The 13601-nt window shown below is 55.9% G+C and carries 13 protein-coding genes; 11 read left to right on the forward strand and 2 right to left on the reverse strand.

Annotated elements, in window-relative coordinates:
* The first annotated feature begins 269 nt into the window (after window positions 1-269).
* The 8 genes from ACMGGS_RS11185 to citG are packed head-to-tail and all read left to right on the forward strand — an operon-like array spanning window position 270 to window position 7586.
* A complete protein-coding gene (locus ACMGGS_RS11185; RefSeq protein WP_414166107.1) occupies window positions 270-1631 on the forward strand; it encodes a 2-hydroxycarboxylate transporter family protein in 1362 nt (453 codons plus the stop codon).
* Between the two features lie 22 nt (window positions 1632-1653).
* On the forward strand, window positions 1654-2517 hold the full coding sequence (locus tag ACMGGS_RS11190) for a fumarylacetoacetate hydrolase family protein (protein ID WP_414166108.1): 864 nt from the start codon (window positions 1654-1656) through the stop codon (window positions 2515-2517).
* Window positions 2518-2530: 13 nt separating this feature from the next.
* Window positions 2531-3553 carry a [citrate (pro-3S)-lyase] ligase gene (citC, locus tag ACMGGS_RS11195; RefSeq protein ID WP_414166109.1) on the forward strand — a complete coding sequence of 341 codons (1023 nt, stop codon included), beginning with the start codon at window positions 2531-2533 and terminating at the stop codon, window positions 3551-3553.
* Window positions 3554-3569: 16 nt separating this feature from the next.
* Complete coding sequence (gene citD / locus ACMGGS_RS11200) at window positions 3570-3863, forward strand: citrate lyase acyl carrier protein (protein WP_176918011.1); 294 nt, start codon at window positions 3570-3572, stop codon at window positions 3861-3863.
* Window positions 3860-4735, forward strand: coding sequence for a citrate (pro-3S)-lyase subunit beta (gene citE / locus ACMGGS_RS11205; RefSeq protein WP_176918012.1), 876 nt, complete (start codon window positions 3860-3862; stop codon window positions 4733-4735). The genes citD and citE overlap by 4 nt, the downstream gene beginning before the upstream one ends.
* 10 nt (window positions 4736-4745) lie before the next feature.
* A complete protein-coding gene (gene citF, locus ACMGGS_RS11210; protein WP_414166110.1) occupies window positions 4746-6269 on the forward strand; it encodes a citrate lyase subunit alpha in 1524 nt (507 codons plus the stop codon).
* Complete coding sequence (gene citX / locus ACMGGS_RS11215) at window positions 6269-6808, forward strand: citrate lyase holo-[acyl-carrier protein] synthase (protein WP_176918014.1); 540 nt, start codon at window positions 6269-6271, stop codon at window positions 6806-6808. The genes citF and citX overlap by 1 nt, the downstream gene beginning before the upstream one ends.
* Complete coding sequence (gene citG / locus ACMGGS_RS11220) at window positions 6786-7586, forward strand: triphosphoribosyl-dephospho-CoA synthase CitG (protein WP_414166111.1); 801 nt, start codon at window positions 6786-6788, stop codon at window positions 7584-7586. The genes citX and citG overlap by 23 nt, the downstream gene beginning before the upstream one ends.
* Window positions 7587-7821: 235 nt before the next feature.
* On the opposite strand, the gene ACMGGS_RS11225 is transcribed toward citG, so the two are convergent.
* Window positions 7822-10212 carry a glucose/quinate/shikimate family membrane-bound PQQ-dependent dehydrogenase gene (locus tag ACMGGS_RS11225; protein WP_414166112.1) on the reverse strand — a complete coding sequence of 797 codons (2391 nt, stop codon included), beginning with the start codon at window positions 10210-10212 and terminating at the stop codon, window positions 7822-7824.
* 205 nt (window positions 10213-10417) lie between these two features.
* On the opposite strand from ACMGGS_RS11225, the gene hpt reads away from it, so the two are divergent.
* Complete coding sequence (gene hpt / locus ACMGGS_RS11230; RefSeq protein WP_414166113.1) at window positions 10418-10954, forward strand: hypoxanthine phosphoribosyltransferase; 537 nt, start codon at window positions 10418-10420, stop codon at window positions 10952-10954.
* 137 nt (window positions 10955-11091) lie between these two features.
* On the opposite strand, the gene can is transcribed toward hpt, so the two are convergent.
* Entirely contained in the window at window positions 11092-11754 is a 663-nt protein-coding gene (can, locus tag ACMGGS_RS11235; protein WP_414166114.1) for a carbonate dehydratase, read from the reverse strand.
* Window positions 11755-11862: 108 nt separating this feature from the next.
* Between can and ACMGGS_RS11240 the strand changes: the two genes are divergently transcribed.
* Both ACMGGS_RS11240 and ACMGGS_RS11245 read left to right on the forward strand, forming a co-directional pair.
* Window positions 11863-12789, forward strand: a complete 927-nt coding sequence (locus ACMGGS_RS11240) for an ABC transporter ATP-binding protein (protein ID WP_414166115.1) — start codon at window positions 11863-11865, stop codon at window positions 12787-12789.
* Complete coding sequence (locus ACMGGS_RS11245) at window positions 12786-13556, forward strand: ABC transporter permease (RefSeq protein ID WP_176918020.1); 771 nt, start codon at window positions 12786-12788, stop codon at window positions 13554-13556. Before ACMGGS_RS11240 ends, ACMGGS_RS11245 begins: the two co-directional genes overlap by 4 nt.
* Window positions 13557-13601: the final 45 nt, after the last annotated feature.

Raw genomic sequence — 13601 nt, forward strand, 5'->3', positions numbered from 1 at the left:
TTGTGATCCCTTGCACAGCCCATCTGCTGCGGCTTAATCCCGAAATGGCGTTTTAAAACGGGTAGCGAATTAAATGTTATTTGTTTGTTCAAATTGGAAAAGAAACCATAAAAACCACGCCAATAAATAAGAGTTAAATCACACCGGAAAAATAAAACCATTAAAACCATAGAGGCCATTAAAACTTCGATTTTAATATGCTGAATCTCACATTATGTCAGGGGCTGCAACATTAAGCTTGCCGTACAAAATAACTAAGGGGCTTGATTATGAGCACAACTGACGATTCATTTATTGTTACCCACGATCCGATCGATATCCCTCGTCCGTCGCTGAAAGAGCGCTGGTGGCACATCATGGACAGCTGGAAAATCGGTATCATTCCGCTGCCGCTGTTTTTGTTAGCCGGGGCGTTAATCGCCATTGACTGTCTGGGCGGTAAGCTGCCGAGCGACATTGTGGTGATGGTCGCCACACTGGCTTTCTTCGGCTTTGCCTGCGGTGAATTCGGCAAGCGTCTGCCGATTGTCGGCAAGCTGGGCGCGGCGGCGATTTGCGCGACGTTTATTCCCTCCGCGCTGGTCCATTATGGTCTGCTGCCGGACGTGGTGGTGGAATCGACCACCAAATTCTATAAATCCACCAACATTCTTTATCTCTATATCTGCTGCATTATTGTTGGCAGCATCATGAGCATGAACCGCACCGTGCTTATCCAGGGCTTCCTGCGGATCTTTTTTCCGATGCTGTGCGGTGAAATCGCCGGCATGATCGTCGGCATGGGCGTGGGGATGGCGCTGGGACTTGAGCCGTTCCAGATCTTCTTCTTTATCATTCTGCCCATCATGGCGGGCGGCGTCGGGGAAGGGGCCATTCCACTTTCCATCGGTTATGCCACGTTGCTGCATATGGATCAGGGCGTTGCGCTCGGACGCGTACTGCCGATGGTCATGCTGGGCGGTCTGACGGCCATCATTATTTCTGGCTGCCTTAATCAGCTTGGCAAGCGCTATCCGCATCTGACGGGTGAAGGTCAACTGATGCCAAATCGCGCCAATGCCGATAGCCAGTCTTCACAACCGGCGTTCTCCGGCAAAACAGACGTCACTACCATTGCGGCAGGGGCGCTGCTGGCTGTGCTGCTGTATATGCTGGGTATGCTGGGCCATAAACTGATTGGCCTGCCTGCGCCGGTCGGCATGCTGTTCGTCGCTGTGCTGGTCAAGCTGTGCAACGGCGCATCTCCACGACTGCTTGAAGGTTCGCAGGTCGTTTACAAATTCTTCCAGACGTCAGTGACGTATCCCATCCTGTTTGCCGTTGGCGTGGCCATCACCCCGTGGCAGGAGCTGGTCAATGCCTTCACATTGAGCAACCTGCTGGTAATTGTCAGCACCGTCTGCATGCTGGTGGGAACGGGCTTTCTGGTGGGCAAAAAAATCGGCATGCATCCCATTGATGTCGCCATTGTCTCCTGCTGTCAGAGCGGGCAGGGCGGTACCGGCGATGTCGCCATCCTCACCGCCGGTAACCGTATGAGCCTGATGCCGTTCGCGCAGATTGCGACGCGTATCGGCGGGGCGATTAACGTCTCGGTCTCGCTGCTGGTACTGGGCAACTTCCTCGTTTAATTGATGTACTCAGGAAATAAACATGAAACTCGCAAGTTTTCTTTATCAGGGCGTTCGCAGCTACGGCATTGTGAAAGCCGAAGGCATGATTGATTTACGCCGACGCCTGGGCGACCGCTACAGCGACCTCAAAGCGCTGCTTCAGGGGAATGGACTGACTGAAGCGACCCGCTATCTTAACGACGCGGTAGACGTGGCAATGGAGGCCGTTACTTTTCTGCCGGTCATTGAGCAGCCGGAAAAAATCCTCTGTGTCGGCATGAACTATGCCGACAAGCGCAAGGAGTTTGATCAGCATAACCCGGCACCCACCTTGTTCGTGCGCTTTCCCGACTCGCAGACAGCACATAACGCGCCGGTACTGAAACCGCGCCATTCCTGCGAATTCGACTATGAGGGCGAGCTGGCGGTCATTATCGGCAAAGGCGGTGAGAACATTCGCCGCGAGGATGCGCTACGCCACGTTGCAGGCTACAGCTGTTACATGGACGGATCTGCCCGCGACTGGCAGCACAGTTGGTTTACCGCCGGGAAAAACTGGCGTCAGACCGGTGCGTTTGGCCCATGGATGGCGACCGCCGATGAAATTCCCGACCCGCACCAACTGGCGATTCGCACCTGGCTGAATGGCCGTATGGTGCAGGAGGACAATACCAGCAGCATGATCCACAAGGTCGCCGAACTGATTGAATATATCAGCACTTTCACCCGATTAAGTCCCGGCGATGTGATCATCACCGGTTCACCTGGTGGGGTAGGGAAAAAGCGCAACCCGCCGTTGTTTATGAAAGAGGGCGATCGTATTGAAGTGGAGATCGAACATATCGGTCATCTGAGCAATATCATCATGGAAGCGCCAGCGCAAATGCTGACGGCAGCGCACTAAGTAAGGCGGCACGATGTACTCACAAACCGATATCAACTTCCGCCTGGCGTTCGTTTCGCAACATCCCGAACGGTTGCGTCAGATCCGTCTTTTGCTGGCGGACAGCGGTTTGGGATTAGATAGCGATATTTCGCTGTTTGTTGAGGCCTGGTCCGGTTCTCGTCTGGTCGGCTGCGCCGGACTTGCCGCCAACGTCATTAAATGCGTGGCGGTGGATGAGACGCAGCGCGGGGAAAACCTGAGCGCGCGCCTGCTGGCGGAAGTGGAGAATGCCGCGCTGACCCGCGGCCATTTCCATCTCTTCTTGTGTACCCGCCCGTGTAATAAAGAACGCTTTGCCCGCAGCGGCTTCTGGCCAGTGGCGCAAAGCGGCAACAATGCGGTGCTGATGGAAAACACGCCGCAGGGAATCGCCCGCTATTGCCGTTTGCTACAAAAGCAGCGTCAGCCCGGCGAACGGATTGGGGCGATCGTGATGAACGCCAACCCGTTTACGCTCGGGCATCGTTATCTGGTGGAGCAGGCCGCGCAGCGCTGCGACTGGCTGCATCTGTTTGTGGTGCAGGAGGACGCGTCGTTTTTCCCGTTCCCCGATCGTCTGAGAATGGTGCGCGCGGGTGTCGCCCATCTGCCGAACGTGACGGTGCATGAAGGCTCGCAATACATCATCTCCCGCGCCACGTTTCCGGCCTATTTTCTCAAGGAGAGCGGAAAGGTGCAGCAGGCATGGAGCGAAATCGACGCGCTGATTTTTCGCGATCGCATCGCTCCGGCGTTGGGCATTACCCACCGCTTCGTCGGATCGGAGCCGTTCTGCGATGTTACCCGCGAGTACAACCAGACGCTGCATACGCTGTTATGCGACCGGATTGACGTTGTGGAACTGCCGCGCATTAAGGCTGCCGGAAATCCTATTTCGGCTTCAGAAGTACGCCGCTTACTTAAAACAGAACGGTTTTCTCGTATTCAGGAAATCGTTCCGCAATCGACTTTCGCGCACCTTGAAGCGCATTACCGCAGCGCGGAAGCCGTTTAACATTCAGGAAGGCATTATGAAAATTGTAAGGGAGGCGCTGGCCGGTACGCAGGAATCCAGCGACCTGATGGTGAAAATCGCCCCTGCTGACGGCGAGCTGGAGATTATCATCCACAGTGAAGTGATGAAGCAGTTTGGCGATCAGATCCGTCGGGTCGTTGAGGAAACCTTGCAGGCAATGGAGGTGCGCCAGGGGCTGATTATTATTGAAGATAAAGGCGCGCTGGACTGTGTGATCCGCGCCCGTCTCCAGGGGGCATTACTGCGTGCTGGCGAAGAACAGGTTATCAACTGGAGGGCGCTGTCATGAGCAAACTCCGTCGCAGTATGCTGTTCCTGCCGGGCGCTAACGCCGCCATGCTCTCCACCGCGTTTATCTATCGCCCGGACTCCATCATGTTTGACCTGGAAGATGCCGTGGCGCTGCGCGAGAAAGATACCGCCCGTCTGCTGGTTTACCACGCGCTCCAGCATCCGATGTATCAGGATATCGAAACCGTGGTGCGTATTAATCCGCTGAGCACGCCGTTCGGCTTGCTGGATCTGGAAGCGGCAGTGCGGGGCGGCGTGGATGTTATCCGCCTGCCAAAAACCGATACCCCGGACGATATCTTTGAACTCGAAGGCCACCTGGAGCGCATTGAGCGTGACTGTGGCCGCGAAGTGGGTTCAACCCGCGTGATGGCCGCCATTGAATCGGCGATTGGCGTGATTAACGCGGTAGCCATAGCCCGCAGCACGCCGCGCCTGATTGGTATTGCGCTGGCGGCCTTCGACTACGTAATGGATATGCAAACCGAACGCGGCGACGGTACCGAATTGTTTTACGCCCGTTGCGCCGTGCTGCACGCCGCGCGCGCCGCCGGTATTGATGCTTTTGATGTCGTATGGTCGGACGTGAACGACGAGGCCGGGTTCCTGCGCGAGGTCGAATTGATCCGCAAAATGGGCTTTAACGGCAAATCGCTGATTAATCCGCGGCAGATCGATCTGCTGCATAACGCTTACGCGCCCACGCAGCACGAGGTTGATCACGCGAAATTAGTGATTGAAGCGGCAGAAGAGGGCGAGCGTAACGGGCTGGGCGTGGTATCGCTCAACGGCAAAATGGTGGATGCGCCGATTATCGATCACGCACAGCGGGTGCTGGAACGCGCCGCCGCGTCCGGCGTGCGTCGTTAAGGATAAAGCAATGAATCAGACAGAACTTCTTCACGTTAATTTTCCCCATTTGCGGGATTTGAAACCCTTTGATACGGCCCACAGCGCTACGCCCTGGCTTGCCGATAATGACACTAAACATCACCGCAAGCTGTGCGCATCGCTGGAACAGGCGGTGATCCGCAGCGGGCTTAAGGACGGAATGACCATTTCCTTTCATCACGCGTTTCGCGAGGGGGATCGGGTCATTAATAAAGTGGTCGCGCTGCTGGCGAAGATGGGCTTTAAAAATCTGACCCTGGCGTCCAGTTCCCTGATGACCTGCAACGATGCGCTGATTGAGCACATCAAAAGCGGCGTCATTACCCGTATTTATACCTCCGGGATGCGCGGCAAACTGGCGGATGCCATCTCGCATGGCCTGATGGACGAGCCGGTTCAAATCCACTCTCACGGTGGGCGCGTCAAACTGCTTCAGGATGGCGAACTGAAAATCGACGTCGCTTTTCTCGGCGTACCGTGCAGCGATGAATTTGGCAACGCCAACGGCACGCAGGGTAAATCCTGCTGCGGGTCGCTCGGCTACGCAATGGTGGATGCGCAGTTTGCCCGTCAGGTTGTGCTGCTAACGGAAGAGATTGTGCCGTTCCCGAATATGCCCGCCAGCCTCGGGCAGGATCAGGTGGATTATATCGTTCAGGTCGAAAGCGTTGGCGATGCGGCGAAAATCAGCGTCGGCGCGGCGCGCGTCACCAGCAATCCGCGTGAGTTAATGATCGCCCGCTATGCGGCGGACGTCATTGAACATTCCGGCTTTTTCAAAAACGGTTTCTCAATGCAGACCGGTTCCGGCGCGGCGGCGACCGCCTGTACCCGTTTTATGGAAGAGAAAATGGAGCGCAACGGCGTAAAAGCCCGTTTCGCGCTGGGCGGGATCACCGGCAGCCTGGTGGATCTGCATGAAAAAGGGCTGATCGAAAAACTGCTCGACACCCAGTGCTTTGATGGTCAGGCGGCGGCCTCGCTGGCGCGTAACCCGCACCACGTGGAGATCTCTACCAACGTTTACGCCAACCCCGGTAGCAAAGCCACCAGCTGTGACCAACTGGACGTGGTGATCCTCAGCGCGCTGGAGATTGACGTGGATTTTAACGTTAACGTGATCACCGGTTCAGATGGCGTGATGCGCGGCGCATCCGGCGGACACTGCGACGTGGCGGCGGCAGCTAACCTGACGATTGTGGTCGCGCCGCTGCTGCGCAGCCGCATTCCGACGGTGGTGAAACGGGTAACGACGCGTCTGACGCCCGGTGAAAGCATTGATGTGCTGGTTACCGACCACGGAATTGCGGTTAACCCGGCCCGGCCGGAGATCCGTCAGCGCCTGGTCGCGGCAGGGCTGAACGTTATTGATATCAACGCGCTGTATGAACGCGCCATTTCGTTAACCGGCGCACCAAAACCCATAGAATTTACCGATAAGATCGTCGGCGTGATCCGCTACCGTGACGGCAGCGTGATAGATACCGTTCGACAGGTAAAGGAGTGTGAATAATGGAAACTGCGACACCCGTGCGTGCGGGTGTCAGTCTTGATGCGCTGCTGGCGGCGAAAGAGCGTCGCGCGGCACGGCAGGCAGACTGGCTCACGCACTATCAACAACCGGTGATCTCCCTGACGCTGGTCACCCCCGGCGAAATTAAAGACAGCCTGCGCTATCGCAATACAATGGGCGTGGCGTTACAGATGTGCGACCAGATGCTGTGGCAGCATCACTGGCAGGTGCTCGACAGGCAGGTTTTATGGCTGCCGACAGGGCCGGAGGCGATGTGGTGCGTGGCGCACCAGGCCCCGGAAATTAAGGCTCACTGCGCGGCGCTGGAGCAAACGCATCCGCTGGGCCGATTGTGGGATCTGGATGTTATCTGCCCGAAAGCGGGGCATGTAGGACGGCTGTCGCTGGGATCGCACATGCGCCGTTGTCTGATCTGCGATGAACCCGCTCACGCCTGCGCCCGTTCGCGCCGTCATCCGGTGGAAGAGGTCGTAGCGCGGGTGGAGAAAATGGTCGATGACTGGTTTGCTCGCGACTAACGCGCGCGTTATCAATGTGCCGCAACTGGCGGAAGACGCGCTGTGGCACGAGCTGGATCTGACGCCCAAGCCGGGGCTGGTGGACCGGCTTAACAACGGTTCCCATCAGGATATGGATCACGCGCTATTTGTGCGCAGTATTGACGCGATTGCGCCGTGGTTTGCTCGCTTTGCCGGGCTGGGGGAAGAACACGCGAATAAACCTGCCGATATGCAGTTACGCCTTTTACGCCCGATGGGCATTGCGTGTGAACAGGCAATGTATAACGCCACCGGCGGGATTAACACGCACAAAGGCGGCGTGTTTGCCCTCGGGCTGCTCTGTTTTGCTGCCGGGCGGGTTGCCGTCGTCAATGCGAATAACCTGTGCCATGAAGTGAGTGAAATTTGCCGTGGCCTGGTCACGCGGGAATTACGTACCCGCAGCGTCGCGGCAACGGCGGGCGAACGGCAATTTCAACAATTTGGCCTGACGGGCGCGCGCGGTGAGGCGGAAAGCGGTTTTGCCACCGTGCGGTCGATTCTGCCGCACTGGCGACGTGACCGACAACATGAAATGCTGCTGCGCCTGATGGCGATGAATCCGGACAGTAATCTGGTGTCACGCGGGGGGATGAGCGGGCTGCGCTACGTGCAGGATTATGCAAGACGATTGTTAACCAACGGTTGGGATGGCGAGGCGCTGGAAAAAATGGACCAGGCGCTGATAGGACGGCATTTAAGTCCCGGCGGCAGCGCAGATTTGTTATCAGTGGCGTGGGTGTTAGGACAGTGCTGAAAGCCCGTTGGCGTTTTGCCCGGTGGCGCTGCGCTTAAGCGGGCCTGTGGGGTGGTACGACGTTTAGCGGGGTGTGCGTTTTGCCCGGTGGCGCTGCGCTTACGCGGGCCTACGGGGTACAGCGGCTTGATATGATGGGATCGGTAGGCCGGGTAAGGCGAAGCCGCCACCCGGCAGGTTTACACACGAAGCCGTAAATCATTCCCCCCTTCCAGCGGAAGAGGGGAGGGATAACTTACTTCTCGTCGTCCGGCAACGCATAGGCCACGATATAGTCGCCCATCTTCGTACCAAACGAACCATGACCGCCCGCTGAGATGACAACATACTGCTTGCCATTCGCTTCGTAGGTCATCGGCGTTGCCTGTCCGCCCGCAGGCAGACGACCTTCCCACAGCTTATCACCGTTGCTCATATTATAAGCACGCAGGTAGTTATCTGCGGTTGCGCCGATAAACAGCACGTTACCGGCCGTAGAGATAGGACCGCCCAGCATCGGCATACCGAGGTTAAACGGCACCTTAAACGGCATTGAGAACGGCAGGCTGTCGCGCGGCGTACCAATACGTTTTTTCCACACTACTTCGTTAGTTTTCAGATCCAGCGCGGAGATATAACCCCAGGCAGGCTGCTTACACGGCAGACCAAACGGCGACAGGAACGGGTTCAGGGTTACGCCATACGGCACGCCGTACTGCGGCTGAATACCGGCTTCTGTACCGCTACCTTTGGCATCCTTCGGCTGTTCCATCGGATTACCCGGACCACGCGGCATCAGTTTCGAAACAAACGGCAGCGCCATCGGGTTTGCAATCGCCACCTGACGGTTCGGATCGACGGAGATACCGCCCCACTCGAACATCCCCAGGTTGCCCGGGAACACCAGCGTGCCCTGTTCGGACGGCGGTGTGAAGATGCCTTCATAGCGCATCTGCTGGAAAATGACCCGGCAGACCAGCTGGTCAAACATGGTCGCGCCCCACATATCCGCGCCGCTCAGATTTTTCTTCGGACGGAAGCTGAGGTCGGAGAACGGCTGGGTTTTGCTGACGTAATCGCCTTTCGCCGCGCCCTGCGGAACCGGTTTTTCTGGTGCCGGAACCACCAGTTCGCCGTTACGACGATCCAGTACGAAGATGTTACCGGTTTTCGCCGGAGCGTAAACCACCGGCACCGTCTGGCCGTTGACCGTAATATCCGCCAGCGTCGGCTGGGACGGCATATCCATATCCCACAGATCGTGGTGAACGGTCTGATAGCTCCAGGCCAGCTTACCGGTGGTGGCATTCAGCGCGACGATAGAGCTGGCGTAACGCTCCTGCTCCGGCGTACGGTTGCCGCCCCAGATATCCGGCGTGGTCACGCCCATCGGCAGATAGACCAGATCCAATTTGGCGTCATAGGCCGCTGGTGCCCAGGAGTTCGGCGAGTTAAAGGTGAAGGTATGCTCATCCGACGGAATCGCATTTGGATCTTTCGCACCCGGATCAAAGGCCCACAGCAGATCACCAGTATTAACGTCAAAACCGCGAATCACGCCCGACGTTTCACGCACCGAGAAGTTATCGGTGACCGAACCGGCAATCACAATCGCTCTGTCAGTAATGATCGGCGGTGACGTTGGTTCATACAGCCCCGGTGTCTGATCCGGCATATTGGTTTGCAGGTTCAGAATACCTTTGTTGGCGAAAGATTCGCACAGCTTGCCGGTATCGGCGTTCAGCGCGAACAGGCGACCATCGTTGACCGGCAGAATAATACGACGCGGGCAGTCCGCCATCACGTTCGCCGGTGCGCTGTCCGCTTTCGCTTCGTGATACGACACGCCGCGGCAGGTGACATGCTGGAAGGACGGCGTTGAATTAAGTTGCGGATCAAAATGCCATTTTTCTTTACCGGTGGCGGCATCCAGCGCGAACAGACGCTGGTGCGCAGTACACAGATAAAGCGTGTCGCCCACTTTAATCGGCGTCACTTCGTTGGTCACTTCACCCGAGTCATTCTCTTTTTTCAGATCGCCGGTGCGGAACACCCACGCTTCTTTCAGCTTATGCACGTTATCGGCATTGATCTGTTTAAGCGGAGAGTAGCGCTGGCCTTCCTGATTGCGGCCATAGGCAGGCCAGTCCTGATCGGCTACCGGCGAGATCGGCGCGGCAGGCGTGGCATCGGCGCTGAGGGTACCGTTCACTTCCTGCGGATCGTTAAAGCCCGCCCAGGTCAGAATGCCGCCACTGATCAGCAGTGCCACTACCAGCGCCGCTACCGCACCGCCGGAAGGGAAAATCAGCCGACGCCAGACAAACGGCAGGATCAGCCAGATGCCGAAGAAGACCAGGATGTCGCTGCGCGGCGTCAGCGCCCAGAAGTCAAAGCCGACCTCCCAGACGCCCCATATCATTGAACCCAGCAGCAGCGCGGCATAGAGCCACAGCGCCGAGCGCTTGCTGCGCCACAACAGCCAGGTAACCCCCAGCATGATGATGCCTGCAATGGGGTAGTACCAGGAGCCGCCAATCGCGACCAGCCAGACCCCGCCGATTAACAGATACAGTCCGCAAAAAGCGGCGAACAGCGCTGTTAACGTCACCAGAATGCGTGACGTATGTGGTTTTGTTTCTGCCATAAAAAGACACTCGTTAAATTAATTAATATTCTGATAGCAATTTATTATAGGATTTAACATGTGTGATCGTCATCACAAAATGAGCTTTCTTACGCTATCCCCCGCTAAAATTGTTTTACTGATATACTGCGTGGCTTACTAATCAATGCGGTTACCGGATGGGGGCGTATTGAGTGATTTACCTGAAAATCATATGGTTAGTTAAATGAAACATACTGTTGAAGTGATGATCCCGGAAACGGAAATCAAAACCCGTATCGCCGAGCTGGGTCGCCAGATTACCGAGCATTACAAAGATAGCGGCAGCGAGATGGTGCTGGTGGGACTGCTGCGAGGTTCGTTTATGTTTATGGCCGACCTGTGCCGTGAAGTGCAGGTCTCCCATGAAGTCGATTTTATGACCGCTTCCAGTTATGGCAGCGGGATGTCCACCACCCGCGACGTCAAAATCCTCAAGGATTTGGATGAGGATATCCGAGGTAAGGACGTGCTGATTGTTGAGGACATCATCGACTCCGGCAATACGTTGTCGAAAGTGCGTGAAATTTTAAGCCTGCGCGAGCCGAAGTCGCTGGCGATTTGTACGCTGCTGGACAAACCGTCACGCCGTGAGGTGGAGGTTAACGTCGAGTACATCGGTTTTTCGATTCCGGATGAGTTCGTGGTGGGCTACGGGATTGATTACGCTCAGCGTTATCGCCATTTGCCGTATGTGGGGAAAGTGGTGTTGCTGGACGAATAAGCCCGACGCGTGAATGCCTGATGGCGCTGCGCTTATCAGGCCTACGATCTGGAGGCGTCTGGTACAGCTTTGTAGGCCGGGCAAGCTTGCGCCGCCCGGCAGAAAGGGCACGGTGCCTGGAGGCTGCCCGGAGCGAACTATTCTTGATTAACGTATTTCAGACGCAAGTTGGAAACGCCCCGGCGGTAGTGCTGCTCCAGCGACTCGCGGTTAGTGGCGGTAACGTCAAGATCGCGCAGCAGGCCATCATTGATACTGTACGCCCAGCCGTGAATGGTCACATTCTGTCCGCGTTTCCACGCTGACTGCATAATGGTGGAATGTCCGAGGTTATAGACCTGCTCCATTACGTTCAATTGGTACAGCGCATCCAGGCGTTGTTCTTCGGGCATTTCTCCCAACAGCGAGCTATGTTTAAGCCAGATGTCGCGGATATGCAGCAGCCAGTTATTAATCAAACCCAGCTCCGGGTTTTCTACCGCTGCCTGGATACCGCCGCAACCGGAGTGGCCGCAAATGATAATATGTTCAACTTCCAGTACGTCAACGGCGTACTGAACTACGGAGAGGCAGTTAAGATCGGTATGGATCACCAGGTTGGCCACGTTACGGTGGACAAACAGTTCGCCCGGCTCAAGCCCGGTCAGACGTTCAGCAGGAACGCGGCTATCGGAGCACCCAATCCACAGAAAACGCGGCTTTTGTGCCTGCGCCAGCGTTTCGAAAAATCCGGGATCTTCTTCCACCAGCATTTTTGACCATAGTGCATTGTTACTGATGAGTGTATCTATATCTTTCATGGAGGTTAACGACCTGTAACCAAATAATTGCGTTGAGCTAATATAGGTCAACTGCGGGATTATTTAAACCACATATAAAGTGTCAGAACGTAAGGTAAGTAAAAATTCATGACCATTGCACTGGAAATTGAGCAGCTTAAAAAAACGTATCCCGGTGGCGTACAGGCGTTGCGCGGGATTGATTTACAGGTAGAAGCGGGGGATTTTTACGCGCTTCTGGGGCCTAACGGGGCGGGGAAGTCGACCACTATCGGCATTATCAGTTCTCTGGTAAACAAAACCTCCGGACGGGTAAACGTGTTTGGCTACGATCTGGAAAAAGATGTGGTCAACGCCAAACGCCAGCTTGGTCTGGTGCCGCAGGAGTTTAACTTCAACCCGTTTGAAACCGTACAGCAGATTGTCGTTCATCAGGCGGGTTACTACGGCGTTGAACACAAAGACGCGGTTGAACGCAGCGAAAAATACCTTAAACAGCTCGATCTGTGGGAAAAGCGTAACGAACGTGCGCGAATGCTTTCCGGCGGCATGAAACGGCGCCTGATGATTGCTCGTGCATTGATGCATGAGCCAAAACTGTTGATCCTTGACGAGCCTACCGCGGGCGTTGATATCGAACTTCGCCGCTCGATGTGGGGCTTTTTGAAAGATCTCAACGATAAAGGCACTACCATCATCCTCACCACGCACTATCTGGAAGAGGCAGAAATGCTGTGTCGTAACATCGGCATTATTCAGAACGGCGAGCTGGTGGAAAACACCTCAATGAAAGATTTGCTCGCTAAGCTGAAGTCGGAAACCTTCATTCTCGATCTGGCACAGAAAAGCCCGCTACCGAAACTCGAAGGCTATCAGTACCGGCTGGTCGATACCTCCACCCTGGAGGTCGAAGTGCTGCGCGAGCAGGGTATTAATAGCGTGTTCAGCCAGCTCAGCGCGCAGGGTATTCAGGTACTGAGCATGCGTAATAAGGCGAACCGCCTGGAAGAGCTGTTTGTTTCACTGGTTCATGATAAGCAAGGAGATCGCGCATGATGCAGCTGTATTGGGTCGCACTAAAAAGCATCTGGGCGAAAGAGATCCACCGTTTTATGCGTATCTGGATCCAGACGCTGGTGCCGCCCGTCATCACCATGACGCTCTATTTCATTATTTTTGGTAATTTAATCGGTTCGCGTATTGGGGAGATGCACGGCTTTAGCTATATGCAGTTTATCGTGCCGGGGCTGATTATGATGTCGGTGATCACCAACGCGTACGCCAACGTTGCCTCCTCGTTCTTTAGCGCCAAGTTCCAGCGCAATATCGAAGAGTTGCTGATCGCGCCGGTGCCAACGCACGTCATTATCATCGGCTACATCGGCGGCGGCGTGGCGCGTGGGCTGTGCGTGGGCATCCTGGTCACCGCCATCTCGCTGCTGTTTGTTCCTTTCCAGGTTCATTCATGGGTATTCGTGGCGTTAACCCTGGTGCTGACGGCGGTGCTGTTCTCGCTGGCGGGCCTGCTGAACGCCGTCTTCGCCAAAAGCTTCGACGATATCAGCCTGATCCCGACCTTCGTGCTGACGCCGCTGACCTACCTTGGCGGGGTGTTTTATTCCCTGACTCTGCTGCCGCCATTCTGGCAGGCGCTGTCGCAACTGAACCCGATTGTGTACATGATCAGCGGCTTCCGTTATGGCTTCCTCGGCATTCACGATGTGCCGCTGGTGACAACGTTCGGCGTGCTGGTGGTGTTTATCGCCGCATTCTACCTGCTGTGCTGGTATCTGATCCAGCGCGGACGTGGGCTGCGTAGCTAAAGGGGGAAAGGGCGAGAGATCGCCCGGATTTTGCTATTGTGCGCG

Source organism: Superficieibacter sp. BNK-5 (assembly GCF_047456055.1).
Classification (GTDB): domain Bacteria; phylum Pseudomonadota; class Gammaproteobacteria; order Enterobacterales; family Enterobacteriaceae; genus Superficieibacter.

Bases quoted from the DNA above. Each gene is read 5' to 3' on its own strand.
- ACMGGS_RS11185 (WP_414166107.1), top strand. From the start codon at position 270: ATGAGCACAACTGACGATTCATTTATTGTTACCCACGATCCGATCGAT.
- ACMGGS_RS11190 (WP_414166108.1), top strand. From the start codon at position 1,654: ATGAAACTCGCAAGTTTTCTTTATCAGGGCGTTCGCAGCTACGGCATT.
- citC (WP_414166109.1), top strand. From the start codon at position 2,531: ATGTACTCACAAACCGATATCAACTTCCGCCTGGCGTTCGTTTCGCAA.
- citD (WP_176918011.1), top strand. From the start codon at position 3,570: ATGAAAATTGTAAGGGAGGCGCTGGCCGGTACGCAGGAATCCAGCGAC.
- citE (WP_176918012.1), top strand. From the start codon at position 3,860: ATGAGCAAACTCCGTCGCAGTATGCTGTTCCTGCCGGGCGCTAACGCC.
- citF (WP_414166110.1), top strand. From the start codon at position 4,746: ATGAATCAGACAGAACTTCTTCACGTTAATTTTCCCCATTTGCGGGAT.
- citX (WP_176918014.1), top strand. From the start codon at position 6,269: ATGGAAACTGCGACACCCGTGCGTGCGGGTGTCAGTCTTGATGCGCTG.
- citG (WP_414166111.1), top strand. From the start codon at position 6,786: ATGACTGGTTTGCTCGCGACTAACGCGCGCGTTATCAATGTGCCGCAA.
- ACMGGS_RS11225 (WP_414166112.1), bottom strand. From the start codon at position 10,212: ATGGCAGAAACAAAACCACATACGTCACGCATTCTGGTGACGTTAACA.
- hpt (WP_414166113.1), top strand. From the start codon at position 10,418: ATGAAACATACTGTTGAAGTGATGATCCCGGAAACGGAAATCAAAACC.
- can (WP_414166114.1), bottom strand. From the start codon at position 11,754: ATGAAAGATATAGATACACTCATCAGTAACAATGCACTATGGTCAAAA.
- ACMGGS_RS11240 (WP_414166115.1), top strand. From the start codon at position 11,863: ATGACCATTGCACTGGAAATTGAGCAGCTTAAAAAAACGTATCCCGGT.
- ACMGGS_RS11245 (WP_176918020.1), top strand. From the start codon at position 12,786: ATGATGCAGCTGTATTGGGTCGCACTAAAAAGCATCTGGGCGAAAGAG.